This window comes from Sphingomonas mollis (genome assembly GCF_016427505.1).
GTDB classification, from domain to species: domain Bacteria; phylum Pseudomonadota; class Alphaproteobacteria; order Sphingomonadales; family Sphingomonadaceae; genus Sphingomonas; species Sphingomonas mollis.
Genome location: NZ_JAELXS010000013.1, coordinates 1 through 26,355, shown reverse-complemented (window position 1 = coordinate 26,355; position 26,355 = coordinate 1). Strand labels below are relative to the sequence as shown.

24 protein-coding genes and 1 pseudogene are annotated in these 26,355 nt (G+C 60.1%); 9 read left to right on the top strand and 16 right to left on the bottom strand.

What is annotated here, in order from left to right; translation table 11 throughout:
* Window positions 1-275 precede the first annotated feature (275 nt).
* The 5 genes from JAO74_RS16975 to JAO74_RS16955 all read right to left on the bottom strand — a co-directional run bounded on the left by JAO74_RS16975 (window position 276) and on the right by JAO74_RS16955 (window position 6,415).
* Window positions 276-3,641: a PAS domain S-box protein gene (locus tag JAO74_RS16975; protein WP_199040979.1), complete on the bottom strand. Its 3,366-nt coding sequence runs from the start codon at window positions 3,639-3,641 to the stop codon at window positions 276-278.
* A 451-nt stretch (window positions 3,642-4,092) separates the two neighbouring features.
* Window positions 4,093-4,728, bottom strand: coding sequence for a PEPxxWA-CTERM sorting domain-containing protein (locus tag JAO74_RS18895; RefSeq protein ID WP_233151140.1), 636 nt, complete (start codon window positions 4,726-4,728; stop codon window positions 4,093-4,095).
* Between the two features lie 225 nt (window positions 4,729-4,953).
* Window positions 4,954-5,583 (bottom strand): hypothetical protein, encoded by a 630-nt coding sequence (locus tag JAO74_RS16965; protein ID WP_199040977.1) that lies wholly within the window; start codon window positions 5,581-5,583, stop codon window positions 4,954-4,956.
* A gap of 23 nt (window positions 5,584-5,606) precedes the next feature.
* Window positions 5,607-5,909 carry a hypothetical protein gene (locus tag JAO74_RS16960; RefSeq protein WP_199040974.1) on the bottom strand — a complete coding sequence of 101 codons (303 nt, stop codon included), beginning with the start codon at window positions 5,907-5,909 and terminating at the stop codon, window positions 5,607-5,609.
* A gap of 236 nt (window positions 5,910-6,145) precedes the next feature.
* Window positions 6,146-6,415 (bottom strand): GlsB/YeaQ/YmgE family stress response membrane protein, encoded by a 270-nt coding sequence (locus JAO74_RS16955; protein ID WP_199040971.1) that lies wholly within the window; start codon window positions 6,413-6,415, stop codon window positions 6,146-6,148.
* A 162-nt stretch (window positions 6,416-6,577) separates the two neighbouring features.
* On the opposite strand from JAO74_RS16955, the gene JAO74_RS16950 reads away from it, so the two are divergent.
* Entirely contained in the window at window positions 6,578-8,035 is a 1,458-nt protein-coding gene (locus JAO74_RS16950) for a helix-turn-helix transcriptional regulator (RefSeq protein WP_199040968.1), read from the top strand.
* A gap of 54 nt (window positions 8,036-8,089) precedes the next feature.
* Here the strand turns inward: JAO74_RS16950 and JAO74_RS16945 are convergent, their stop codons facing one another.
* Both JAO74_RS16945 and JAO74_RS16940 read right to left on the bottom strand, forming a co-directional pair.
* The gene (locus tag JAO74_RS16945; RefSeq protein ID WP_233151142.1) at window positions 8,090-10,375 is read right to left on the bottom strand and encodes a putative bifunctional diguanylate cyclase/phosphodiesterase; all 2,286 of its coding nucleotides are present in this window, start codon (window positions 10,373-10,375) and stop codon (window positions 8,090-8,092) included.
* 98 nt (window positions 10,376-10,473) lie between these two features.
* A complete protein-coding gene (locus tag JAO74_RS16940) occupies window positions 10,474-12,336 on the bottom strand; it encodes a FecR domain-containing protein (protein WP_199040962.1) in 1,863 nt (620 codons plus the stop codon).
* A gap of 168 nt (window positions 12,337-12,504) precedes the next feature.
* Here JAO74_RS16940 and JAO74_RS16935 point away from each other — a divergent pair, with 168 nt between their 5' ends.
* From JAO74_RS16935 to JAO74_RS16920, 4 genes are all read left to right on the top strand, one after another.
* Window positions 12,505-14,151, top strand: a complete 1,647-nt coding sequence (locus JAO74_RS16935; protein ID WP_199040960.1) for a ShlB/FhaC/HecB family hemolysin secretion/activation protein — start codon at window positions 12,505-12,507, stop codon at window positions 14,149-14,151.
* Window positions 14,152-14,296: 145 nt separating this feature from the next.
* Window positions 14,297-15,445, top strand: a complete 1,149-nt coding sequence (locus JAO74_RS19105; protein ID WP_332908840.1) for a GGDEF domain-containing protein — start codon at window positions 14,297-14,299, stop codon at window positions 15,443-15,445.
* A 209-nt stretch (window positions 15,446-15,654) separates the two neighbouring features.
* Window positions 15,655-16,524 (top strand): CE1 family esterase, encoded by an 870-nt coding sequence (locus JAO74_RS16925; protein ID WP_199040957.1) that lies wholly within the window; start codon window positions 15,655-15,657, stop codon window positions 16,522-16,524.
* 294 nt (window positions 16,525-16,818) lie between these two features.
* Window positions 16,819-18,465 (top strand): DUF885 domain-containing protein, encoded by a 1,647-nt coding sequence (locus JAO74_RS16920; RefSeq protein WP_199040954.1) that lies wholly within the window; start codon window positions 16,819-16,821, stop codon window positions 18,463-18,465.
* Between the two features lie 253 nt (window positions 18,466-18,718).
* Here JAO74_RS16920 and JAO74_RS16915 read toward each other — a convergent pair whose 3' ends face one another.
* The 3 genes from JAO74_RS16915 to JAO74_RS16905 form a co-directional block, all read right to left on the bottom strand.
* The gene (locus JAO74_RS16915) at window positions 18,719-19,177 is read right to left on the bottom strand and encodes a type II toxin-antitoxin system YhaV family toxin (RefSeq protein WP_199040951.1); all 459 of its coding nucleotides are present in this window, start codon (window positions 19,175-19,177) and stop codon (window positions 18,719-18,721) included.
* Window positions 19,178-19,180: 3 nt separating this feature from the next.
* A complete protein-coding gene (locus JAO74_RS16910) occupies window positions 19,181-19,528 on the bottom strand; it encodes a type II toxin-antitoxin system PrlF family antitoxin (protein ID WP_233151139.1) in 348 nt (115 codons plus the stop codon).
* A gap of 74 nt (window positions 19,529-19,602) precedes the next feature.
* Entirely contained in the window at window positions 19,603-19,782 is a 180-nt protein-coding gene (locus JAO74_RS16905; RefSeq protein WP_199040949.1) for a hypothetical protein, read from the bottom strand.
* 315 nt (window positions 19,783-20,097) lie between these two features.
* Here JAO74_RS16905 and JAO74_RS16900 point away from each other — a divergent pair, with 315 nt between their 5' ends.
* On the top strand, window positions 20,098-20,439 hold the full coding sequence (locus JAO74_RS16900; protein WP_199040946.1) for a hypothetical protein: 342 nt from the start codon (window positions 20,098-20,100) through the stop codon (window positions 20,437-20,439).
* A gap of 90 nt (window positions 20,440-20,529) precedes the next feature.
* Here the strand turns inward: JAO74_RS16900 and JAO74_RS16895 are convergent, their stop codons facing one another.
* Both JAO74_RS16895 and JAO74_RS16890 read right to left on the bottom strand, forming a co-directional pair.
* Window positions 20,530-20,907: a response regulator gene (locus tag JAO74_RS16895; RefSeq protein ID WP_233151138.1), complete on the bottom strand. Its 378-nt coding sequence runs from the start codon at window positions 20,905-20,907 to the stop codon at window positions 20,530-20,532.
* Window positions 20,900-21,901: a sensor histidine kinase gene (locus JAO74_RS16890; RefSeq protein WP_199040940.1), complete on the bottom strand. Its 1,002-nt coding sequence runs from the start codon at window positions 21,899-21,901 to the stop codon at window positions 20,900-20,902. The genes JAO74_RS16895 and JAO74_RS16890 overlap by 8 nt, the downstream gene beginning before the upstream one ends.
* A 231-nt stretch (window positions 21,902-22,132) precedes the next feature.
* On the opposite strand from JAO74_RS16890, the gene JAO74_RS16885 reads away from it, so the two are divergent.
* On the top strand, window positions 22,133-22,510 hold the full coding sequence (locus tag JAO74_RS16885) for a response regulator (RefSeq protein WP_199040937.1): 378 nt from the start codon (window positions 22,133-22,135) through the stop codon (window positions 22,508-22,510).
* Between the two features lie 29 nt (window positions 22,511-22,539).
* On the opposite strand, the gene JAO74_RS18885 is transcribed toward JAO74_RS16885, so the two are convergent.
* Window positions 22,540-22,821 carry an ATP-binding protein gene (locus JAO74_RS18885; protein WP_233151137.1) on the bottom strand — a complete coding sequence of 94 codons (282 nt, stop codon included), beginning with the start codon at window positions 22,819-22,821 and terminating at the stop codon, window positions 22,540-22,542.
* A gap of 187 nt (window positions 22,822-23,008) precedes the next feature.
* On the bottom strand, window positions 23,009-23,536 hold the full coding sequence (locus JAO74_RS16875; RefSeq protein ID WP_199040931.1) for a sensor histidine kinase family protein: 528 nt from the start codon (window positions 23,534-23,536) through the stop codon (window positions 23,009-23,011).
* Between the two features lie 860 nt (window positions 23,537-24,396).
* On the opposite strand from JAO74_RS16875, the pseudogene JAO74_RS16870 reads away from it, so the two are divergent.
* Window positions 24,397-25,148 (top strand): annotated as a pseudogene (locus JAO74_RS16870) (IS5 family transposase).
* An 18-nt stretch (window positions 25,149-25,166) separates the two neighbouring features.
* Here JAO74_RS16870 and JAO74_RS19100 read toward each other — a convergent pair.
* Window positions 25,167-25,295, bottom strand: a complete 129-nt coding sequence (locus JAO74_RS19100) for a hypothetical protein (protein ID WP_269845960.1) — start codon at window positions 25,293-25,295, stop codon at window positions 25,167-25,169.
* A 69-nt stretch (window positions 25,296-25,364) separates the two neighbouring features.
* Here JAO74_RS19100 and JAO74_RS16865 point away from each other — a divergent pair, with 69 nt between their 5' ends.
* Window positions 25,365-25,658 (top strand): helix-turn-helix domain-containing protein, encoded by a 294-nt coding sequence (locus JAO74_RS16865; protein ID WP_199040928.1) that lies wholly within the window; start codon window positions 25,365-25,367, stop codon window positions 25,656-25,658.
* A 45-nt stretch (window positions 25,659-25,703) separates the two neighbouring features.
* Here the strand turns inward: JAO74_RS16865 and JAO74_RS18880 are convergent, their stop codons facing one another.
* On the bottom strand, window positions 25,704-25,925 hold the full coding sequence (locus JAO74_RS18880; RefSeq protein ID WP_233151135.1) for a hypothetical protein: 222 nt from the start codon (window positions 25,923-25,925) through the stop codon (window positions 25,704-25,706).
* Window positions 25,926-26,355: the final 430 nt, after the last annotated feature.

The window sequence follows — 26,355 nt, the reverse complement described above, 5'->3', positions numbered from 1 at the left end:
AATCGCTCATTGTCGGCTAGACCGTAAGGACAGCCTTGAGCGTCGACCACCGGATCTCTGTTATTCCCATGATAAATTCGTGCTTTCGACGACACCACGATCTTGCTTCGCGTGCTGACCCGTCGCGGCCATTCGCGGCCCGTTTTTGGCTTCCCAACTCCGGCCATTCGTTCATCTCGATGGCCGCACTCAATTTGCATGGCGAAATACCTCAAACGCGGCGGACGGCTATCTCAATAGGGATGGTCTAATGAGAATGCGGGCCATCGGCGGTGCTAATCCTCGCCTCGCCGTCGTCCACCAAAGGCTGCTCCGACGCCTCGGCCTCGTTTAGCTCCCTCAATCAGGGTCCGGATGCGGGTTGCCAGCGCCTCCATGGCGAACGGCTTGGTCATGACGTGCATGCCCGGATCGAGATGGCCGTTCCCGACGACAGCTGCTTCCGCATAGCCGGTGATGAACAGTATCTTGAGGTCCGGCCGGCTGACCCGGGCTGCATCCGCCATCTGACGCCCGTTCATGCCGCCTGGTAGCCCGACATCGGATATGAGCAGGTCGATGTGCGCGTCGGATTGCAGCACCTTGAGCCCAGCGGCACCATCTGCGGCTTCGATCGCGGTATAGCCTAGCTCCTCCAACACGTCAGTCACGAGCATCCGCACCGACGGCTCGTCATCGACTACCAGCACCGTCTCGCCCACCTCCGCACGAGGTGCGCCCGCAAGATCGGGCGTGGCCTCCTCGATCTCCGTCGGGCCGAGATGCCGGGGCAGGTAGATGCACACGCTTGTGCCTTCGCCTTCGCCCGAATGAATGCGGACCTGACCGCCCGACTGGCGGGCGAAGCCATAGATCATCGACAGACCAAGGCCGGTGCCGACGCCGATCGGCTTGGTCGTGAAGAAGGGGTCGAACGCTTTGGTGATCACCTCCGGCGTCATGCCGGTGCCGTTGTCGGAGACGCATAGGGCGACGTAGCGACCGGGCTCCAGTTCGCGGATGCGACCTGCACGCTCGTCGATATCGACGTTGCTCGTCTCGATCGTCACCCGGCCGCCATCGGGCATAGCGTCGCGCGCGTTGATGCACAGGTTGAGCACCGCGTTTTCAAGTTGGTGCGGGTCGACCAGAGTCGCCCAAAGCGCGTCGGAAGCGACGAACCTCGTCTCGATCTCAGGGCCGACCGTCCGCTCGATCAGGTCCATCATCCCTTCAATCAACCGGTTGGGCTGGGTTGGCTTGGGATCAAGCGTTTGCCGGCGCGAGAAGGCGAGGAGGCGGTGCGTGAGCGCTGCGGCCCGCTTGGATGCGGCTTGCGCGGCGGTGTTGTACTTCTCGACGTCACCCATGCGGCCCTGGCCGATGCGGATCGCCATCATCTCCAGGCTTCCGGAGATACCGGTCAGCAGATTGTTGAAATCGTGGGCGAGCCCACCGGTGAGCTGCCCCACCGCCTCCATCTTCTGGCTCTGGCGAAGCTGCCCCTCCGCCTCCGCCAGCCGCTGCTCGGCCTCCTTGGCCTCTGTGATGTGGCGTCCGATCCCGAAGATCTCGTCGGGACCGGGAGCTGCCACCCACTGCACCCATCGGGAACTGCCATCCTTGTGCCGTAAGCGATTCTCGAAAACAGGCATGCTGCCTGCCTGCGCGGAACTGAGAGCATTTTCGGACGCAGCTAAATCATCCGGGAGCACGAGGTCCGTGGCGTAGGAGCCGACCAGTTCGGCCGGCTCATAGCCGAGTACGGTTTTCCAAGCCGGGTTGAGGCGTTGATAGACACCGTCCGGTGAAAGGATCAGCATCAGGTCAGGCGAGGTGTTCCACATCCGATCCCGCTCGGCCGTGCGTACCTCGACCTCATGCTCAAGCCTGGCGTTGAGGTCGCGTAAGGACACCTCCGCTCGTCGCCGTTCGATCGCAACGCGGGTGCGCTCGGCCACCTCCCGGACGAAGGCTATCTCATCGTCGCTCCAACGCCGCACCTGATCCGACAACACGCAAAAGAGCGCCGCCAACCTGCCCTGCTCGACGACGGGCGCGTTGATGAGGGCGGCGGCACCGATCGCATGATAGGCGCTGATGTTAGCTGCGGTGCGAGGGTCAAGACGCACGTCGTTGATGACGACCACGCGGTTGGCGAGCAGATCATCCATGTGGGAACCGTAGTCACGCATCGAATGCGTACCGGCGATGGCGTGGGCCGGGTCTGGCGCCCAGTCCCGCTCGATCACCACGAGATCGTCGTCGTCTTCCACGCGGGCGAACCCGGCCGCAGTAACCCCGAGCGTCCGCCCGACAATCTCGGCCGCCAATGCCGACATGGCCGCCAGGTCTTCCGAGTTTCGTAGCTGCTCGCCCACTTCCATGAGGGCGGCCCGACGCGCTTCCGCCTCCTGGCGCGCGCGCTCCTGCTCGCGTCGGTCCGTAATATCCTGGAACGTGCAGATCGCGCCCTGAAGGACACCATCCTCTACGATCGGAGTCGCCCAATATTCCACCCACACCGGATCGCGCCCGATGGGGAAGAACAGCTCCTCTGCGACATGCATCGGCGTGCCCTGGCTGGCCGCCAGATAGATCGGGCACTCGGCCGCCGGGTAAGCCGCGCCATTCGGGTGCGAGTGGTGGATCAGGTCGTGGATTTTGCGCCCGATCACGTCCTGTGCGCGCGAGAAGCCCAGCATGCGCAGGAAGGCGGCGTTACAAGTGGTGGTCACACCGTCGCGATTGACGGCGTAAAAGCCTTCGCTGATCGTATCGAGGAGGAGCCGGAGATTGGCCTCGTTGCTCCGCAGCGTCGCATTGGCCTCGCGCAGATGCTCCTCGCTCGCGCGCAGACGCGCGTCAGTCGAACGGCGGTCAGTGATGTCGCTGAACAGGATGGCGACCAGGCGTTCGGAGGGGTCGCCAACCCGATAGGCGAACACCTCGTACCATCGTCCGTTCAGCGCTTGTGCCGGTAGCGCGAACCGTGTGGAGTTGCCGGTCCTGGCAACCTCGGCGTAGCGATCGAACCAGTGCTGCTCGTGGTTGGGAGCCAGTTCACGCATCCATTTGCCTGGAGCGTCGGCAATCCCGGTCTGCCGCTCGAACGCGGCATTCACCTCTCGAAAGCAGTAGTCGATCGGCTTGGCCGCATCGTCGCAGCGGACCTCGATCAGGCAGAAGCCTTCATCCATCGCATCGTGCAGGGTCCGGTAACGGTCCTCACTGTCGGATAGGGCAGCCGCGACATTGTGCTGCTCGGTCCGGTCACGAAGGATCTTCACATAGCCTTCGAGGTCGCCGCGCTCATTGCGCAGTGGCATCATCTCGCCATTGGCCCAGAAGCGTGAACCGTCATGACGCAGGTGCCAGCGCTCGTCGATGCCGCGGCCATGGCGGACCGCAGCGCTCATCTCGGCTGCTGGAACGCGTGCCTCGACATCTTCGGCCGTAAAGAACAGGGCGACCGGATGTCCAATCGCCTGCTCGCTCGACCAGCCCATGATGTTGCTGGCACCCACGTTCCACGAGGTGATGACACCATTGAGGTCCAGGCCGACGATGGCATAGTCCACGGCATTATCAATGATGAGGCGGGCCTGCCGATCGGCAAGAGCGTCGCATTTTGAGGTATTTGGAAGAGCGTCGGTTCCCATCAATCGTGTATGTCGGGGAGCAGGCGATGCGGCAACGTCGATCTTGCGCCAGAACCGCCCGGCTTGCCCGACCGCCCTTAGAAACACAGCAGCGACGAGAACCTAGAAGGTCTCGACTGCGCCATATGCCCTGATGACCGCCACCTTCGTGCCGTCGCTCCGTTCGACCCAGACCCGGACGCTCAAGCCCCCTTCCCCGCTCCCCGACTTCAGCCGCTCGTTCATCTTTGCAATATGACCGACTTTGCCACCGACGTCCCACTCGTCGCCGCGGATCGCATCAAGCTTATCCAGTGCGGAATCATAGTAACGAGTTGATCGCCTTCAGCTGGTTGGACAGGTAGCGGGTTAACAACAAGCACAAGAATGCTGGGAATGATCGGTTACCCGCGCCACGAAGAGGGCACTGGTCCTCTGACCAGCGCCCCCTTTGTCACACCCAGCAAACCGATTAGACGAAGGCGGCCTTCGTGCTGCGGCGGCGATAGCGGGCTGCACCGCCGACCATGCCGAAACCAATCAGCATCATCGCCCACGTGGCCGGCTCAGGCACGGCAGCAACAACCGGGGGTATTGCCAGGGTCGAGGATGACGAAAAGCCTGACGCGCCTGTGCTGTTCAGGCTCATCGTGAGCGAGGTCGGCGTCGCGTCAAACCCACGCGCGATGTTCGACGTGTTGCCCAGAAGGAAAAGCGAGATGCTGGACGTCACGCCGGGCGTGACGTTGAAGGTGCGTGTGGTAACACTAGTGGCGCTAAAGCTGTAATTGCCGCCCACGCCGTCTGCAAACGTGAAATAGTTGGCGACATTCTGATCGATTACCGTGCCGACGATGTTCGAAAACTGCAGCGTACCGTTCTGTACGCCGCTTAGCCCGGTGACGGAGGCAAACGCACCGGTCCCCAAGATTTCGAACGTCGAGCCAAAGACTGCGGTGTAAGTCGCTGGCAACGAGGAGAGATCGACCGACGGGCTGTACAGATTGGCAACGCTTACCGTGCCGTTTCCAATCGGCGCCGCCACGGCTGATGAGGTCGAACCTGCAGCAATCACGCATGCTGCGGCAAGCGAAAGAACGTATTTCAATGGCAATTCCTAAGAGATGTAGCGGTGGTGTCGGTGGAATTTACACATCTTGAAGCAAGAATAATTGATATAGATTGAGCACAATCTTATCTTTGATCTTGCTGAGACATAAAAAGATTACTGGTGGCAGTGCGGTTACACTAACCTGACCCCCCACGCTTCGACCGAGGCTCAAACTCCCCGATGTGATCACCCGCTCCTGCCGAGGCAGAAGCGGGTCGACAATCAGATACGAGTCTGGTCGGCGTAGCGCGATCGCTCCGCGCCAACCTGGTCTGCCGTATAGGCCGGGGCAGCGGCGTCGAATGAGCGCCATCCATCGTTGCGATAGCTCTGGCCGCGCGTGCGGGCATCCACCGACCGATGACGGTGAAGCACAGCTTCGGCATCGCCGACCAATTCGTCAGGCACCTTGGCGCTGACGAGCGAGCCACCGCGGCGGACGCCCTCGGCATAGACATGCGCATCGTCGTCGTCATGGCCGGCATTCTTCAGCGCCCCGACAATGCCCCCCGTCGCGGCACCGCCCGCCGCACCGATACCGGCGCCAGCGGCTGTCGCAGCAAGCCATCCGGCCGCCACGATCGGACCCAGACCGGGAATGGCCAACAAGCCCAGTCCAGCGAGCAAGCCGCCCGCGCCGCCAAGGACAGCGCCGGTCGATACACCACGACTGACATCGCCTTCGTCATTCACATCGTCATGGTCCTGGTCGACATGGTCGCCATGACGTTTGTCGGCGTTGCTGGCGACGATGCTGAGGTCATCATGCGGGATGCCCAACTGCTCCAGCTCACGGATCGCCGTCGTGGCATCGGCGTAGTCGTCGAACAGACGTGTTATGGTCTTTGTCATCGTTTCTCTCCTGATTATTTGGATTATCGAGCGGTGACGTTGCCCTTGTAGTCGAGCATGACCGCCGCACGCTTTCCGCCCTTGGTTGCCGTGCCCTGCCACACGCCGTTCTGCTTGGTGAGCTTGCCAATCGCCTCATATCCGGCTTTGGCGAAACGCCCCCGAGCCTGATCTTCGGTGAATGAATTGGCACCCTTTGCGGGTGCTGCGGTCATGTGGGGCGCACCATCCTTGACCGCCGGATTGTGCGATCCCGACTGCGTCTGGGCGACAGCTCCTCCCGCGAAGGCGAGGACGGCGGAAGCGGCGAATAGATAGCGGAACATGTAAACTCTCCTTGGATGTCGTTGATTTGTGCAGACGCCGGCACATGCCGCAGGGTCCCGGAAAAACGCCTTCCGGACGCAGAGCCCGCTTCATTCAGTGTCGCCGGCGCCTGCCCTTTCTGGATCGAAGCCTGGTCTGCTCGCATCGCGATCCTGGGGATCGCGATACGCAGGGGTGACGATCCCAGCATCTCAGCGCTTGATCACGATCGCGACCGGCGCCTCGATGGTCTGGTTCAGCGAACCGTGCCGCGGCGAAACAGGTTGATGATCGCCAGCAGGACGATCGCGCCGACGAGCGACACGATGATCGACTGAAGGTTGATGACGCCGCTCGTAATTGGCGCACCGCCGATCAGCGGCGTGACGATGAAGCCCGCGAGCAATGCACCGACGATACCGACGACGATGTTGAGAGCGATGCCTTGCTGACCGTCCGTACGCATGATCATGCTGGCCACCCAGCCGATCACACCACCGACGATGAGCAATATAATGAGACCCATGTCCGTTCCTTCATCATGATGGCTTACGACGGGACAAACCGGCGAGCGTATTATGATGTTCAAATTGACGGCCCGGCCCGGAAACGACGTCTAGTGCCGGTGTACCACCCGGGATGGTACTACACAAAGGAACCACGCCAGTCCTCGCACGCTTGCGCTGATATGGCTTTTCATTCTTCTCCAGGCATTCGGCATCTCGAACAGCTCACGGCCCAGCTGCTCGATGGCGTGATCCTGATCGACCCCGCAGGCACCATCCTCAGCGCCAATGCCGCCGCGCTCAAGATGCATGGTGTGGACCAACTGGAGCAGCTGGGATCCACAATCGAGGAATATGCGGCCCGCTTCTCCCTGCGTACCGGCAATGGGCGCAAACTCAAGCACCGCGAATATCCGCTATTCCGTCTGCTTGCCGGAGAGAGGTTTCCCGACGAGATCATCCAGGTGGCTCCCGCTGGCGAAGACGAAGCGCGTTGGATTCATCAAGTGCGCGACGTCACGATGGATGCGGATGGTGGCGAACCGGATTATCTCGCGCTGGTCATCAGCGACGTGTCCGCCCGGTTCAATGCCGAGGTTCGTTTCCAGGCGATGTTCAACGCCAACCCCGCACCCGCCCTTGTTGTCCGGCTTGCGGACCTGCGGATCACCCAGGCCAATCCGGGCTTCCTTTCGCTGACCGGTTTTGCGCCAGAGCAGCTGACCGGCAAAGGCTTGTTCGAGCTCGAGCTTTTGAGCGGCCTCCCCGATTTGCCACAGGTCCGGCGCCAGATTGCCGACGGCCAGGCGGTCACCCAGACCGAGGCTGAATTGCTGGGCGCTGATGGGACCCGACGGTTGGTCATCTTTGCCGGTCAGCCGATCGACGTCACCGACGAAGATGCGCTGCTCCTCACCTTCGCCGATCTCGAACCGCGCCGGCAAGCCGAACGCGCACTGGTGGCCAGCGAGCGCCATTTGCTCACCGTGTTCGAGATGGCACCGGTCGCGATGGCGATAACCCACCACGCGGATGGCCGCCTGTCCCGTGCCAACGCCGCATTCCGTCAACTGACTAGTTACGATACCGCAGCGGCCATCGGACGGACGATCGATGACCTCGGCCTGTGGGCGTCGACGCAGGAGCGGGACCAGCTGATCGCCATGATCGGGACAGAAGGCCGCCTTCAGTCCCAGGACGTGCGGCTGCGTCGGCGCGACGGCGAGGCACTGGATTGCCTCGTCTCAGCCGAAGCCATTGATGTCGATGGGGTGGCGTGCATCCTTTGGGCCTATGCCGACATTACCGAGCGTCGCCGGACCGAGACCGAACTGGCAAGCGCGATTGACGAGGTGATGAAGGATGCAAGTTGGTTGAGCAGATCAATCCTCGACAAGCTGGCGACCCTCAGGCGGCCACAGACACAGGCGCCGGCATCCGACCTCACCCCGCGCGAACGAGAGATACTCGACCTGATCTGCGACGATCGGGATGACGCCGCGATTTCCGAACGTCTCGCCTTGTCACGCAACACGGTGCGCAATCACGTGGCCAGTATCTACGCGAAAACCGGCGTAAATCGCCGCAGCGGCGCGGTTGTTTGGGGACGCGAACGTGGCATGGGGTCACGCCGCGCTTAATCCGGTCTAGCCCCTTGGCGAGCGTGAGCCTATAAGAATGGCACTTTGAGGTAATTAAGCAACTGCACTGACGGGACGAAGAAAATCTTCCAGCGCAGCTCGGGGAAGAGGGCGACTGATCAGATACCCCTGTGCCATGTCACAGCCGGCGTTACGTAGAAAGGTTAGGCAACCTTCGTCTTCAATGCCCTCGGCGACCACCTTCAACCCTAGCCCGTGTGCGAGATCGATCGTCGAACGGACCATCAGTCCGTCAGCGTGATTCAGATGGGCATGTTGAACGAAACTACGATCAATTTTCAGCTCCGACAGCGGTAGCCATTGAAGATAGCTAAGTGTGGATTGGCCAGTACCATAATCGTCCATTGAGATCGAACAGCCCAAATCCCGATAGCTGCGTAGTGCATGCGCCGCGCGTTCTGGATCGTGAATCGTCGCCGACTCAGTTACTTCCAGGATGAGACTAGACGCCTTGATTCTCCCGGACGTCAGTACCGATCGAAGTGCTTCACCGAACAATTCATCGGATACAAGGCGGGCGGACACGTTGATTGCTGCACTGAGCATCAACCCTTGTGCATTCCAGGCGGCAATGTCCTGCGTAACTTGGTCTAGCATGAACAGCGTGAGCGGCGCGATCCGGTCCGCTTGCTCGGCTAGCGGAATAAATAGGTCCGGCCGGATCATTCCGCGCTCGGGGTGCCGCCAGCGGACTAATGCTTCGACGCTGGTGATGCGATCCTCCGCAAGCGACAGTTTAGGTTGATAGTGAACCTCAATCTGACCGGTCGCGATAGCAAGATCGAGGTCTCCCATCAGCGACACCTTCTGTTCGAGCAATGCGCGATCGAGCGAGCCGTGATGCCAGAAGGCGGACGCTTCCGCCGCCTGTTCAGCCGCATGCGCGGCGCCGGACAGCCGGTCAGCTAAATGACCCAACTCGTCCTCAACGCCGACGTGGATAGCCGGATCGACGCGGCGCCCCCCTACTTCGATCGGTTGAAGGAGCATGGCTCTCAAGCGGGTCGACATCTCGTCCCCACCACAGTCGGCTGGAAGCACAAAAGCGAAATGACGGTTGGATACTCGGAACACCTCAACGCCGCCTGCCGAAAGCCGTAATCGCTCGACGAGGCGCAATACCAAGTCACGCTCCGCTGCCCGACCCAGCACCGTCAACAGTTGTTCCAAATTCGCAAATAATGCGACGACCACTGCATATGGAGACGTTATTGCCGCCTGGACCATCGCGGTCCGATTGGGCAGGCCTGTCACCTCATCGGTGCAGCGCTGATGCTCGAAGCGGGCCGCTAGGTGCATACCGACACGCCCGAGCGTCGTGATTGAAATTATGATCAGGCTGGGCGCGAGCAATGTCCAGTATTGATAGCGAACCTGCATAATCACGGCGATACCAAAAAGGGTCGCCATGCCGGTCGCGGCGACCAGCCCACCAACCCGCAGACGCTTCGACCGTAGCACCACGGTACCGATCACCAGCGCGACGATGAGAAGGGGAATTGAGGAACCGGTTCGCGGCATACCTCTAATGAGAGTTTCGGCAGCCAACGCTTGAATCACAACGCCGGGAATGACGCCCCAGCTAGGCGTCGCATAGCGGTCTCCCATCTCGATAGCCGTTGCGCCGATCAGAATGTCCCGGCCCTTGATAAGCGCCGGATCAAAACGTCCGTCGCGCACATCGACGAAACTGAGACGAGGAATGGTGGATGGGTTGATTCCGAAAGCGATCCTGAAAGAACTGTCGGCTGTTCCAGATCGATTGCCGATGAACGCGGCCAGTGTTGGACGAGGAGTGCTGGCCGTCATCGTCCCAAAGGGCATCCGGCGGACAATGCCGTCGTCATCGGGCGCGACGTTGACGGATGCGAGTGCCGCGTGCCGGCGCAGGCTGGGCACGGGAAGGCTATCAATCAAGGTGGTGTCGTGTGCTCCCGCCCGTTGCGCGAAGGTTGGTAATACTACTCTTCCACCGGCGCGTGCCACGGCAGCGGCCATTGCAGCATCGTCGTCCAGGCTAGCGCTCGAAGAGAAGTCGATGTCAAATACAATCGAAGCAGCACCGGCTTGGGCCAGCCGGTCGATCACCGTGGCATAGGTCCGCCTCGGCCATGGCCATTGACTAATTGCGACAACGCTGTTGGCGTCCATCTCGACAATGACAACATGGCCACTCGCCGGTTTCCGCGCCGCTGCAAATCTAACCGGATCTAAGGCGCGCTCAGCCCAACGGCCGCCCGAAGACGAACTCACGGCCAAGGCCACTATGAGGGCGCTGGCTAGGATAAGAAGGCGAATAGGGCGAAGTAGCCGTTTCATCTTACTTACCTGCGCATCCATTGACTAACATTGCGTAACGGACGCAGAATCTTACTGGTCAGGAAAGAGCCTTGGTCACTTACACCAGCGCATGATAATCAGCCCTTTTTCGCTTTCAGCAACTCTTCGAGCTGCTTAGCGGTTTCTTCTGCTTGCTTGCCAGCGTTCTTGGTCGACTCCGCTGCCGCCTTCGCAGCTTCTTTCGCGGCATCTTCCGCCGCTTTTTGCGCGGCCTTTGCCGCCTTTTCTTGCGCCTGTGCCGCCTCCGCTGCCGCCTTTGCGGCTTCCTTCTCTACCTCCTTTGCTGCCTTTTCCGCGTCTTTCACTGCCTTGTCCGCAGCCGCCTTTTCAGCGTCCTTCGCTGCCTTCTCGGCTTCCTTCGCCGCCTTCTCAGCATCTTTGGCCGCCTGTTCGACCTGCTTTGCGCTCTCAGCCGCAGCTTTTGCGGCCAGTTCGCGCGCGGTTGCCGAGGCGATACGTAGAGCATCAGCCGCCTGATTTGCGGCCTCCTTTGCCGCTTCCCGCGCCGCCTTATCAACGGCGGCCTGTGCTGCTGCGGCACTTGCTTGACCGGCCGCTTCCTGAGCAGTTGCCGCATCGCGTGCGGCTTGGGCTGCGGCAGCCTGCACGGCGCCGTCGGAGCTCGTGGTTGCGCGCTCAGCGAGTTGGGCGGCTAGGGCGGCGGCGATTTCCGCGGCGCGTGCAGCAGCAGCTTTTTGCGCTTCCTGCGCTGCCCGTTCGATATCGGCTGCTGCCGCCGCCTCGTCAGCCCTACGTGCATCATCCGCAGCCCGGACGGCAGCCTCAGTCGCAGCAGCCGCTCGCATAGTCTCAACGGCATTTTGATCCGCCGCAGCCTTTTGGGCCGCAGCCGCCGCAGCGGCAGCGACGGCGGCATCCTGTTCCGCGCGCGCTTGGGCGGCTGCCTTGGCGATTCTTTCTGCCTCCGCTGCTGCTGCCGCGTCTGCAGAAGCCGTTGCTGCGACGGTCGCATTTTGCGCCGACTGATCCGCCGCAATCTTGGCAGCACCGGCCTGATCGGCCTGAACCTGCGTTTTATCTGCGGCAATGTAGCTTGCTGCTTCATCGGCCCGTGCGGCAACGATCGCACTTGCCATCTCAAGGGTCTTTACGGCGCCAGTAGAAGCCTCGGTCGCAATCTTGGTCGCGACAGCGACCTGTGTAAGTGCAACGGCAGCCTCCTGCCCAATGCTCCCCTGCACTAAGCCGCCCGTCGTCTCACTTAACGACACCGGAGCGGCATATACCACATCCGCGATTGCGGGTTCGGCATTTGACGTATCGGAAGTTTTTGTTTCTGCCACGACATCGGGGGTGCTGGAGCTCGCTGGGGTGATCGGCGCCGCGTCCGGCTCCTTGCCAGCCGGCGACTCAATGACGGTACGCACCCCGTTACGTTCAACCTCCATGCGGAACCGATTGGTGCTGGACACTAACGCAGTCGCTCCAGGCGTAATAATGTCCCTGGCACCGCCGTCGCGCGTTGCGACTTCAACGGCCCCCTCCAGAACTTCCAAGGAGGTGTTGCGCTCCGCCACGTTGACGCTGAAAGTGGTGCCCTTCACGACGGCGGCCAGATACGGCGTTTGAACCTCGAAATGAGGTGTCACTTTTTTCTTTATCATGAAAACGACGCTTCCGAGGTCTTCAAAAATTCGCGTGAAGCCGGATTTGGTGTCGTTCTCCGCTGGCAGGCGGAGGCGTGAGTTCGGTGCGATCATCATGAACTCTGTTCCGCGCACCAGTACTGCGCGACCCGACGCTCCCGTGCTGACAGCGTCACCTGGCGCTAACGCCAGCCCTCGCATCGCCACCTTGGTCAACCCATTACGGGCAATCTGCACAGGCCCATTGACCTCGCTCAGGCGCCAGCTCTCTGGTCCAGCGACAGCAGCGGAGGAACAGGATGCTGCCAGCAGTGCCAGAATGGACTTGCGCATTAAACTCTCCAACCGACGACCGGATACCTGTTCTCAACCGCTTGCCCTGACAGGGGTTAATTGCCGGTCGCTTAGAATGGCTGGTTAACTGCGGCTTTACCCGCCGCATGGCCTTTAACCAGATACCAACCACTCGCCGCCTAGTCGTTGGAGATCGAAGGGGTTGTAATGCGGTCTATTTACCAAGATGCACTGATCGTTGGGGTCGCTGCTAGCATCGTCGGATCGCCGGCAAGCGCCGCACAGATTCGGCTCGATCAATCTGACCCAACTATTGTCGAGAAGGCATTGCCAAGTCCGGTGACTGCAACTCTGCCGTCTATATCAATTACACCCGCCGTCACGCGAGAGGGCAATGCCGTGGCGGCGGGCGTTAGCGTCCACCATGCCGCCGCTGTCATCGTCGAGGGGGCCAACGACGTTCCGGAGACATCCTACGCAGCGCTTGTGACTGATATCGTTGGTCGGGATTTGTCGCGCCAAGATCTTGCGCACCTCGCATCGTCGATCGCACACGTAGTGAGGTCTCACGGCTACCCCTTTGCCACTGCGTTTATCGCTCCGCAGTCTATGGCCAACGGCACCATCCGCGTTACCGTGGATCGCGGTCGTATTGATGCGGTACGCGTTATCGGCGCGACAAGCGCAATAGCCGACGCGATCCTGATGAAAACTCTCGTCACTCATGAGGCTGTGCGACAAGCCGATCTAGAACGAGCCCTTCTGTTGGTTGGCGATATACCTGGGATCCGGGTAAAAGGCAGCCGGTTTGTGCAACAAGATGGTTTTGGAATCTTGCTTGTGACGATCGATCGGGATCGCGCTTCTGCTTATGTGCAAATCGATAACCGTGGTACTAAAGAGGTTGGTCCGATACGCGCAACACTGCTCGGCAACGTCCGCGGGCTTGCAACCGATGATGACGAACTAGGCCTCATCGTAGCACAGACGCCGATCGACATCAGCGAGTTCACATTTCTGCGCGTGCGCTACGCTGCACCTGTCGATGTGGCAGGGTCAGTATTAGCGGTGTCTGGATCTTATGGCTGGTCGCATCCGGGTGCATCGCTAACTTCGTTTGACGTGAAGGGGCGGAGCAGCGACCTATCGGTCGACTATGTGAGACCATTGCTACGTCGCAAGACGCAAAGCATTTGGGCGAGCATCAATCTCCGAGCGCTGACGACCCGGCAAATGCTGGCCAGCCAAACACTTCGTCGCGACAAACTGGCGACACTGACCGGATCAATCAATGGGGTAAGCTCGCTGGCGGGCGGCATAGCGCGGGCCGAGGTCGCGGCGCAGTTTGGCATGCCGCGCCCGTCCGCGCGGAGCTCGCGCAGTGATAGCGATGGGCAGTTCACGGCCTTCAACTACCAAATTGACTGGACCATGCCGGTGTCCGGTCCTGTAACCATAGCGGTCGCTTCCGCAGGTCAGCTGGCGTCCCGACCGCTACTCGCTGTGGCGGAGATCGGATTGGGCGGGCCTTCATTCGGACGGGCGTACGACTATGCGGAAAGGACGGGCGACTACGGCGTGATGGGATCAATTGAGCTGCGCATCGACGCAGGCCGGGTGCTCCCGGGGATAATCGATCGCCTGCAATTTTACGGCTTTGGCGATATCGGCTCTGTAGGGAATCGCCGCAGCGGCAACGGCGGTGGGACCTTGAGCTCCGCAGGGACTGGCATCCGGGGCGGTGTCGGGCGGGTGGAGGCGATGGTCGAAATTGCGTTTCCAATTGGTAATGAGAGGTTCGCCACAGGTACTCGGGAACCAAGAATATCAGCGCGCTTAGCGCGATCATTCTGACGATAATCAGAGGCTCTTGTCACGGCCTTGGATGGTATGAGCACAGCGACCTGAAACCGCTCCAAAGGGCCGCGAAAGCGGACCATTCAGCGCAAATATAAAACAGAAAACATCCTATTTACCCCTTCTGCGATATTTCGTTCCAGTGTTTCTGACCCGTTATCGTTGCCGCGGCCCGCTCCCTGACGGCACCTATGTCGAGCTTGTCGGCTCGCTGTGCAGCACACGTTTGCCCGCTGTCATCATGACAGCGTTGTTCACCCTCGTCGGCTCGCTTGCCTTGATGCGGTCCGGTGATGTCTTGCTTCAGACGCTGCTGGTGCTGGGGGTCACGACGAGCGCCTGCCGCCTCTGGATATTGTTCGGTGGGCGTCGACAGTTCGATGCCGGTTCGATGACAGCGGCTGTAGCGCGGCGTTTCGAGCGCCTGTTCGCAGGGTTCTACATTGGCTTCGCTGCCATTGTGGGTATGCTCGCCGCACGGGTAATCGCCTTGCCGCTGCCTTCCCTCGATATGCCGGTCGGCATTCTTGTCGTTGGATATGCCGCGGGCGTTGCGGCGACGACAGCGTTGCGTCCGCATATTGCCATACCCAGCCTGTTGCTCAGCGTGGGGCCGCTCGCCATTGCCGTGATGCGGGAGCCCGGCCTGGAGCACGGCGTGTCTGCCGTCTGCCTGATCGCATTGCTCGCCGGCGGCCTTCGCAGTCTAAGCCAGCGTTATCAATCGCAAGCCGCCAAGACGACCGCTCGTCAGGCATTCGGGCAACTTGCCCGACACGATCACCTGACCGGCCTGTACAACCGGCTCGCCCTGACCGAAGCGTTCGGCAGACTGAGACAGGCTGGAGCGGCGACAGGTTTTATCGCCGTGCACTATATCGATCTCGACGACTTCAAGCCGGTCAACGACCAGCTGGGCCATCTCGCTGGCGATGCCTTGCTGCGCGCGATCGCCGACCGGTTACGGTCCGAATTGCCGGCAGGCGACATCACCGCTCGTATCGGTGGCGACGAGTTTGTCGTCATTCAGACCGGGGTGTCCTCGCATGCTGATGTCGGTGAGAAGGCCATCAATCTGGAGCATATGCTTGCCAGGCCTTTCCGGGTGGATAGCCACCCCATCGCCATAGGAGCCAGTGTCGGATCAAGTGGCCCCGCCCGCGTCGATGCTGACCTGGAGTGGATGATGCGACGAGCAGACGAGGAACTTCGTTCTCGTAAGGCCCAGCGGAAGAGTTCAGACCGTTACGCTAGGCTGACAAGTCACGACACGCTCATCCGGGTGATTTAGAATGCGCGAAAGCGCTGAGAACCGCGGGCGATTTGTGCGTCGCCTATCCAAGCAGGCCTCGCAAGGATCCGACTGACCGCAACTAAGAGAGCATCGACGACCCAGATGCGGTCGGCAAGACGGCCACGCCTGCCGCCCAACTTTGGACACCGATTCATCGGTGTTGTAATCGCTTCTGAGAGCAAAGGGCTGACTTCGGGATTAGAAATATGCTGCTTCTTCGTCTTCTGATGCCCCTCAGCCTCTGCTTCGTTGCTGGCGTCGCTCGTGCCGAGTGCAGTCTCGGTCGCATTGACGCTCTACCCGAACGGGCATTGGTCTACCTTCCCGCCGCGCATGTAGGTGAGTCCATGCCGCTTGTGATTCTGCTCCACGGCAGCACGGGTAACGGGGCAGAGATGCTGCGCGACAGCCATCTTGCTGACACGGCAGATCGGCATGGCTTTGTGGTCGTAGCGCCTGACGGCGGTATTGCAGCGGCTCGTGGCTTCGTTTGGAATATCCCCGGCGTCCCTACTGTCACGGGCACCATGCCGCCGAAGGACGCACGCGACGATGTGGCCTATCTGACGGGCCTAGCTGAACGGCTTGTCGCAACCGGCTGCGTCGACGGCAAGCGCGTTTACGTTACCGGTTTATCAGGCGGTGGACGGATGGCCTCCTGGCTCGGCTGCGTCGCCGCTCGACGTTTCGCTGCGATTGCACCGGTGGTCGGGCTGCGCGCTGGACGCCCGCTCACATCCGATCGAACGCAAGCCGATCCCGCAACATGTCGCCCCAAAGTGCCGCTGCCCCTTCTAGCCTTCGCCGGCGATGCTGACACTACCAACCCGATCACCGGAGGTGGCGCGCCCTATTGGCAATATGCGCAGGCCACAGCCCTGCAGCGCTGGGCAGTGTTGAACGGCTGCTCCGAACCCTATGCTCGCAACCTAAGCGCGACGGTTTACGAGCAAGGCTATGCACCCTGCCCAGACGGCGCAACTGTTGCCGCGCGTGTGACACGCGGTGGTCAGCACCGTTGGTCAGTCGTCGACAATGAGGTCATGTGGGCGTTCCTGTCACGCCATCGGCGCTAAGCCGAACTTCGGCAGCTCGGATCCATAACCGGCCGTTCAAACCGCCTGCTTTCTTTCTCAACGCCGGTTAATCGTTCATGTCGATGTTCATCATCGGTGTAAGGCCCCCTTGGTTAAGACGACCGAATGTCTCGAAGAAGGTGATGTACCGCAACAGGAACACTCGCTTCGGCTCCCACTGTGGCAACGAAATGTCGCAAGATGTAGCCGAACAGCAACATAATTGACGGGGGTGAGGCCCGGTGTAGGATCGTGCGGGGGTGTCGCATGATCCGGACAAAGCATGGGTGGCAAATGTTGGCAGCGCTGGCGCTGATGGTGCCGGCGGCATCCCCTGCCCACCCGCCGGCCGCATCGATGGCCCGATCGCCCCTGGAACAATTATTTGCCGAATGGCGCAGTTTCGTTCACGCCTTGCCCGCCGCGACCGGCGCCGGGCCGGATTACGGCACCGATGCCACCGCGCGAAAGTTGGCGGACCTGCCGCAATGGCGCGCACGGCTGCAACGGATTGACCGCACCGGCTGGTCGCAGCAGACGATCGACGACGCGCGGCTGATCGAGGCCGAGATCAACGGCTATGATTTCTTCCTGCGCGTGCTGAAGCCGTGGGCGCGGGATCCCAGCTTCTACGCCACCGTATTCGCCGATCAGAGCGACGTGCCGGCGCATGAGGGGCCGTCGGCCGAGCCGAACATCGATCTGTGGTCGTTCGCTTGGCCGCTGGCCCCGGCAGACGATCGTCGGCTGACCGCGCTGCTGCGGACGGTGCCGGGCACGCTGAACGCTGCGCGCGTGAATCTCGCGGGCAGTCAGGCGGCCGATCTGTGGCGTTATGGCGGCCGCAACTTCCGCGAGCAGAGCGAGACGCTCGCCAGCCTGGCTGATGGCACGCTGACCCTGCGCTCTCTGGACGGGCGGCGCCCCGCGACGATGACCGGTGCCAGCACGGCGCTGCGCCAAGCCATTGCCGAGGCGAGGACGGCGACGGACGCCTTCACCGCCTGGGTCGCGGCGGAGGCGCCGAAGCGGCGCGGGCCATCGGGCATCGGCAAGGCGCAGTATGACTGGTATACGAAGAACGTCCTGCTCTCCCCCTATGACTGGGCGGCGCAGGAATTGCTGCTGCAACGCGAGCTGGATCGGTCGCTGGCCTCGTTGCGGCTGGAGGAGGCGCGCAACCGCTCGCTACCGCCGATCGTCCCGATCGATGATCCGGTGGCCTATGCGCGCATGGCGCGGGTTAGGACGGACAGGTTCAACGACTTCTTGGTCGCCACCGGCATCATCCCCGACCGGCCGTACTTCCGCGCTGCGCTGGAAGCACAGACCAGCAGCTATGTGCGGCCGGCGGAGCGCAACTTCTTCTCGCACGGTGCCGCGCTCGATCCGCTGCCGCTGCTCAGCCATTCGACGCACTGGATCGAACTGGCGCGACTGAAGCACGAGCCGCATCCCGACCCGATCCGCCGCCCTGCGCCGCTGTTCAACATCTTCGCCGATCGCTCCGAGGGGTTCGCGACCGCGATGGAGGAGATCGTCATGCAGGCGGGGCTGTACGACGATCTCCCGCATGGCCGCGAACTGGTGTGGATCATGCTCGCCAATCGCGCCGCGCGTGGGCTGGCCTCGCTGCGGGTTCAGGCCAACGAATGGGACCTCGACACGGCGGGGCGCTTCCACGCGGAATGGACGCCCAGGGGCTGGTCTAACCCGGCGAGCCGGCTGGTCGGCTTCGAACAGCTCCTGTACCTGCGCCAGCCAGGTTACGGCACCAGCTATATCCTGGGCAAACTCCAGCTGGATCACCTGCTGGCGGCGCGCAGCCATGCCGCGGACCAGCGGCGGCAACCCTTTTCGATCAGCGCGACGTTCGCCGACATCCTCGCCGCCGGCATCGTGCCGCCAGCGTTGATCGAAAACGAACTGAAGGAGCAATAATGATGTCGTGATATGCTATCCATGACTGTTCCTGTGATCGCATATCACGATGAGCAAGACATGCCGTTTGCAATACAGACCATCAGTGCCCATCCTCAGGTCTATGTTTACCCGCAAGCGGTTTACCCGATAGATAATTGTTCATGATCGGAGATTGCATAACGGCTCCGAAAGACAGAGTGTGGGTCAGCTACTGATGTCACAACCAGACGGTTTTGACGGGGATCGACGTCGTGCCTGATCCAAAAGGGTCCTATGGTTTTATATCATCAGATGCGGCTCGAAGCAGCGCTGCCCAATCATCGGGAGGATTGCCCTTGTCGAGCATCCCCTTGAACACGGCATAAGCATCGGTCTTGGAGCCATAGGTTCGTAGCGTGGTATCGTCGTTGACCCAGGCAAAGATGATGACCTTGGCGCGGCTGTCGTAGCGGAAGAACAAGCGGAAGCGTCCATTGCCAAACTTGGCATGAAACCAGTGCTTTCGGGCAAGACCCAACGTACCGCCCTGGCGATATTCCGACCGGGTAGGATCGCTGGATATCGTCTCGAACATCAGGGAGCGAACCGCGGCTAGCACCTTGGCATTGGCGGTCTTGGTCCAGCCCTGCGGGTTTTTTGCTTTGGACTTCTCGACAGCCGTAGTCAGCTTCTCAAGCTGATCGAGCAGCAGCGGGTGCGCATGGATGGTCCAGCCGTTGACGACGAGCATAGGTCAGAGTGCAACCGGTCCGTCGATTCCGCCATCCGGATCAACCCGAACATCCTTAGCCAACGCGGTCATGCGGCCAGCCAGACCGGATGGGAAGGCAACGACATTCTGCGGATTACGCAGCATGTCCTGCTCCAGGAATTCCAGAAATGCCCCGATCACCGGATCGGCTTCTTCTACTTCGACACGCCGGACGCTGACGCCATGCTCATCCACCACAAAGGCGATCTCACCGCCATAGCTGACGCCAAGCGCCTTTCGCACGGCCTTGGGAATGGTCGTCTGCCCCTTGGCGGTGATCCTGCTGTGCTCTTGAACGATAGTAGCCATCATGTTCTCCGTGCGGATCATTGTAAGGAATATTCCTTACCAATTCAATGGGACATGGAGGCCGTTGGGCCAACTACTTGTCGGGCTTGATAGCCTCAGCGATCAGCGGGGAAGGCGTAGAGCGACCAGCTGTCATCGAGCATACTGATGGGAGTGGGGCCGATCCAGTCGGCCCCCCGCTCGGAGTAAGGCTCATAAAACAGGTCCCCGAGCGCCCGGCGGCAATGCGCGTTCATCCAGCGCCGGCGCCGATGCTCGGGGCGATCGTAGATCATGTGGCAGCGCTGGCAGAGCGCGGCGAGCTGATGCAGCGCGCTGTCGCTGGGGTCAGGAGGCGCAAAAATGCGTCAATTCGATCGCTGTCGCAAAACTTAGGAGTGACGCGACACCCGATTTAAACGAGCGGCAGCCAAAGCGTCTGCCACGATTCAAACCAGCTACGCCGGTTTCGACTTAAGGAGACGACCTTTTGACCCCTGCCCTAGCCTGAACGAACGGCTGTTCACCGAAATAGCTACCCGAAAGCGGCTGGACCGTTATCCACCAGTTTTCGCAAAAGCAGACCGTCTGCATTGACGGGTCCCGCAGATGTGTCAGCCGCCCATGTTCGCGTGAAAAGCTTATCTCGTAGCAATTTTACAGGTCACCAAAACGAGACACAGGCGACAAAATTTGGAATACTATTTAACGCGCCACCGGGTTACCCGGTCTCAATGAAATTCCACGGCTCCATCCTGAACAACCTTAACAACTCGCTCGCAAGTGCCTGTCGTCTGCGCGCCCATCCCGTCTACAAAGACACCCTCGTCTATTGGAACGAGCTGATCCACGAGGCCAGAAGGATGCAACGTGATCCAGGCTTCAAGCAGGCTGACATGCTCAACGCCGCAATTTTAAATCTTGAAGTAGAACTAGCAAAACGTTCAAAATAATAGAGCTTTGATTTGTTCGTAAAATGAAGCGCCTCAAGCTCCGGCACTAAATACAGCAGATAGATTACACATCAATCAAACCGGCTTGAATTAAACGCAGCCGCGTTCACACAGGAGGCGTCGCATGCTGGCGCGGGTGAACGGCTTCTCGCAGCGAGGGAGATGCTGAAACCGCTGGTCCAGGTTGCTGGCATCATATCCTGAGGAAACGACGGTGTAGATCGCCTCTTCAATGAGCCGATCAAGCACCGGCGCGCTCACCTCTCCGTCGAGGTTGATGTCGACGATGGCAAAATCATACGCAGTCGGGCTATTTACCGCATCTAGGGCGCCGGCGACGTTATTTCGCCACGTCACCGTTGCCCCCAGCTGCTCCAGGCTGCTCTTAATTCCCATGCCAACCAACACGTCATCCTCAACCAGCAGGGCGACCTGCCCGTCCAACCTGGACGCTGACAGCTCAGGCATGCCGGGCCACAATGCCGTAATGACGAAAGGGCAAGTCGATCACGCAGCGCACGCCACCGCCATCGAACGTCATGGCGGTCGCAGCACCCAGCTGCTGCGGCAATGACTGCTCGATCAGGATGCGGCCATAGCCGATTTTGTCGGATCCCGGCCTGTGACTTGCTGGCAAGCCACTCTCTATCCACTCGACGCGCATCGTCTGCTCTTCGTCATGATAATGTTCGTGCCACGTGACACCAAGTCTGCCCAAGGGATGCGAAAGCGCGCCATACTTCAACGCATTGGTACACAGCTCGTGGATGGCAAGGGCAAGCGTCTGGACGGCCGCGCTCCTGATCGGAATATCCGGGCCGCTCAAGCTGACCCTGTCGTGACCCCGCGGGTCTGCCAGTGCACTGAGCTCGAGCTCGATCAGCTTGCCGATCGTGATTGGCTCATGTTCGGATCGCGACAAAAGTCCTTGGACGCGACTGAGGGCAGACAACCGGTTTTCAAAGCGTTCCTCGAATTCGTCGAGCGACAGTGACTGTTGGACGGTCTGCAATGCGATTGCATGGACGACCGCAATCAGATTGCGTGTTCGGTGCTGCAGTTCGGTGACCAGGATTTTTTGCTCTTCCTGGAGCTGGCGGAGCTCATCGACATCCGTCGATGTACCGATCCACTCAACGATCGCTCCGTCACGATCGCGGATTGGCAGGGCATTCGTTTGAAACCACCGATAAGCTCCATCAGGTGCGCGTATTCTCAGATCAACATGAAACACCTCGTCCTGATCAACCCGCGACCACGCGGCCCTTGCAGCGGCGTGGTCATCAGGATGAACGACCTCCAACCAGCCATTACCTGCACTCTGGTACTTATCTTGCCCGGTGTACTTTTGCCATTGCGGGCTCGACCAGGTCCATGAGCCATGCCCAACCGCCCGCCAGATCATCTGGGGCATGCCTTCTATGAGCGCCAGCTGCCATGCCTGCGTCTCTAAATCCGCCATCTACCGCCCTTGGTTTGAATTATGCCTTGAGCATAACTGTCTGCGTTCAATGCCAATCTTGTTCCAACGATCACAGAAAAAACGACAGTGGGTTTGTCTCGATTTGACGCAGATAAATCTTAATGCAAGCATGGTGCTTCGATGGGGCATCAGGAGAAGCTTCGATTACAATCCTTTTTTAATTTTCTTTAGACGAAATTGATTCATTTAATTAAAGCAGATCGGAAGCTGATGGCCGCACCCCGATGTGTAGTTTTAATTGTTGATGACGAAACTATCATAAGGACGTTGATAGAAGACGCATTGATTTTATTGGGCTATGAAGTACTCGTGGCAGAGTCCGGGGATGCAGGACTACCTATTGTGGCCAGCAGGGCGACCATAGATGTTATAGTCACTGATATCGTGATGCCGGGGGCTTTGAACGGGTTTGATCTAATCGAGCAGGCCAAGGCCCTGCGGCCCGGCATTCACACAGTTGCCATGTCGGGCTACGTTGCGAACCACGGCGATAAGATCGGGCTAGCCGATCGGTTTCTGCAAAAACCCTTCACCATTCCGGCGCTTGATCGAGCATTGCGATCATTGGTAGTGGGGAAATGTGCCTAGCGCCAAGTATCCTAAAGATGCAGTGCGGATTACGACTCAGCATCGATGGGGATCATCAGCGTACATCGGGTTCCAGCCTGATACGTTATCGTCACCTCCGCCCGCATGGCTTTGGCCAATGACATCATCAGGTTCCCGCCCTGACCACTAACAGGGCCTTTGTCCGCCCCACCGTCATCGACGACCGTCACGCGCAACCGATCTGAATGCATGGCAACATCGATCGAGATTTGGCCAGGACCGCCATCAAAGGCATGCTGGAGGGCGTTGGTTACCCATTCGTTGACAATTAGGCCGGTAACGACCGCCACGTCGCTTCCTACTTTGATATTGTCGGATCGGTACCGGATCGAAATGTACTCAGGGGCAGCACCAGACCGCAGAAGCGATACGACGCGGTCCAGATGCTGTGCGAGATCAATGGATCTGGCATGGTCTAGTTGGGCCGGGAGATTTTGATAAACTGATGCAATTGTCTCGAGCCTGGCTGCTGCCATATCAAGTTCGCGTGCTACTGCGGGATCTAGGGAAGACAAGGACTGGTGGGCAAGCAAGCCCGGCCGCAATCTGGTAATTGTTCTTGGTCCGGTGGTCCATCTCGGCATTGAGCAGCGATAAGGTGTGAACCTGCTGTTCGCATCGGCTGCGTAGGACGGCGGCGGTGCGGCGATAGGATGCGGTTGCCCAAATGGTACCGGCCAGCGCCAACGTAGATAGAATGACGTTGGCCAAGTCGATAGAAACGCCGCCACGGGGCGAGATCCAATTTGGAAAGACGTATCTGATGGTGAGCAACTGGAGGCTTACCGCCGCGATAGCCCCAGCCCGACCGCCACTGACCAGAGTGGCGATCATGACCGCCGGAAAGGTCAGCACGAAAGGCGCTACGCCACCAACGACGTGTTCGACGGCGAGACGGGCGATAACCGCCCCTAAGGTTGCCAACCCGGCGATCAGCCAGTCGCCGGCAAACTGTCGGGGAGCAGACCGTAATGTCAGATCATCGGCTAAGAACGTCTTATCCAACACATGCCGCCTCTCGTCCCAAAAGATATTCTGTTTATCCGCGCGCCCGCAGCTAGAACGCTCGCCGGTGTTACCGAGCAAGTCAAGTTTAGGGCACATCCGGCGATCGTATATGCCGCATTCGCCCTGATACCGCGTTACTTCCGGAATTTTGGCGTTACCCAGATGCCTTCAAGCATGACCGGAAAGATCAATGGGATGATCGCGTGCGTGTTGCGGCGTGGGCGGTAACTCGAGGCGGGCGTCGTGCGGATAGACGAGCGGGTGATCTTCCTATCGGCTGACGCGCGCGGATGACCACCATGCCACGTAGCACTCCATCATCGTCGTCAAAACCAGCAGTCGCGTGGTCCGCCTAGCCCCTGCCACAACTTGCCATCTATAGAGGTTGTGGAGAGCAAACAAACACGAGACCATCTACCACATCATGGGGTGGTCAAGATTGGAAGATCTGTGCCGACAACTCATTGCGTCTCAAGCATCGTGGGCGTCATCCTGGCGGCTGACCAGAGCTTTCTCGACCTAGTAAGACAATCTGGGCATGAGGTTATAGGCGCGTTCTATAGCAAATTTCGCGCATTTCATCGCATACCAATGAATCAACGTGGATCGCAAAGCATGGCGTAATCCTCTCCCCCGGGAGCAATCGCAAAAGCAGGGATCGGCTAGTCCCAAGATTTATCTTTTACGAAGCGGCTGGCTGGCTTGCAGCATCACACTCAAGAGCGGGGCACGCCAGATCATCAACGTGCATTTGCCAAGTTAAATCATCGGCCTTCCTAGGGCTCAAACCCAATCAGCGGGTTGAGGCGGAGCAGCTTTCCTGATTCATTGTCTGGGTGGATCACGGGAGTGCGGACATGGCGCTGTTCTGGTTGTCTGACGAGGCGTGGACGGCGATCGAGCCGCACTTGCCCAGGAACCAGCCGGGAGCGCGCCGGGTGGACGATCGGCGGGTGATCTCCGGCATTCTGCACGTGCTCAAGGTGGGCTGCCGCTGGTGCGATTGCCCGTCCGAGTACGGGCCGTCGACGACGGTCTACAACCGGTTCAACCGCTGGTCGCACCGAGGCTTCTGGCTCAAGCTCCTCGACGCGCTGGTGGATGCAGGCGCCGTGACGAGGAGCACCGCGATCGACAGCACCTACGTGAAGGCCCAACGTGCGGCGTTTGGCGCAAAAGGGGGCGCTCGCACCAGGCGATCGGCCGCTCGCGCGGTGGCTGGACGACCAAGGTCCACGCCCTCACCGACGTCGTCGGCCGTCCGTATGCGCTGATGCTGACGGCCGGCAACGTCAGCGACGTGAAGGCCGCACCAGCACTCCTCGAACGCGCCGGTCGCATGCGCTACCTGCTCGCCGATAAGGGCTATGATGCCGACCGGCTGCGCCGCTCACTACGCGACGCGGGTGCCGTTCCGGTCATACCCGGCCGGCGAAACCGCAAGCGCATCATCCGCTACGACAAGGACCGCTACCGCGGGCGGCACCTCATCGAGAACGCCTTCTGCCGGCTCAAGGACTTCCGCCGCGTCGCCACCCGATATGACAAGCTCGCCGCCAACTTCCTCTCAGGCGTGGCACTCGCCACAGCCTTGGCATTCTGGCTCTGAACGAGTCTGAGCCCTAATCTAAGCCAAGATACGGCTTTCGATGCCATTCATGTCGTAACTGGTGCACGACTGAGCATCATCGAGCCAGCCGCGCTCAGCAAGCTTTTTGTCGAAGACCCACGAGCTGCAGTCGAGCTGTATCTTCACGCGCAGGTCGAGCGCGCCAATTTGATGGCCCAGCTTGCGACCATGGGTCGTGCTGATGCCCTAAACCGCATGGCCGGACTGATCCTTCAGATGATGCACCGGGTTGGCACCACGACGTCCTCGAAGTCGGTGGAATTCGATGTGCCGCTGACCCAGGACGACATTGCTGATCTGATCGGGCTAACCAATGTCCTTGTGAACCGGGTTATCAGGCAGCTGCGCGACCGCGATCTGGCGACCTGGGCGCACCGGCGGATCGTGAACTACGATCTACCCGCATTGCACCGCATTGCTGATTTCACACCGGAGGTGGAGCTGGATCTAAGCTGGCTGCCCGACGCACCGAGAGATCCCCCCGGCTGATGGCAATCGGGCTGACCCCGTTGCCGAACACATATGCTTTGCCGCCTACGCCACTAGAATGGCCGGCTGTCCTTCGTAATACCGCCACTGCCCGCGGGTTTCCGCCTGTTCGAACACCGCTTGGCTGGCCAGACGCACATCGCCGGCACATTGGTTCAAGGCCGATTGCCATTGATCGACCCCGACGAGCACCGTGACACTCCCCTCCCCGGTAGAGGCGGGGATGCAGATATACGGGCGCTGAAACCACGGGCCTTTATGCGACACGGTCAGCTTTAGCGTGGATTTGGCAGGTGGTTCTGTCTCAGCTGGTGAGATCCTTTTGTTATCTCGCGTGGCTTTCCTGTCGCTAACCAAACAGCCCTCCCGGCAATGTATCGGTGAGACAGCTACGGCTAAACGATCACGATGGATGCGATGTGCGCTGCGGCGATCCTGCAGGGACCCCCCGGATGATCGAACGTGAAGGCGCCGTTGGCCCGACTGGATCATCGCGATCATAGCCATAAGGTCGCCTCCTCATATTTCAGGCGAGGCTAAACGGAGATGATGAACCATCTGCTAAGCGAACGATGCGTGATTTTCGCAGCGCTGCGCGACCAGAGAAGGCGGATCGGTATAAAAAAGGCCGCCAGCTGGAAAGCTGGCGGCCCATAAGATGCCTAAAAACAGGGAGTAATCAGGCAAACGCAACCGT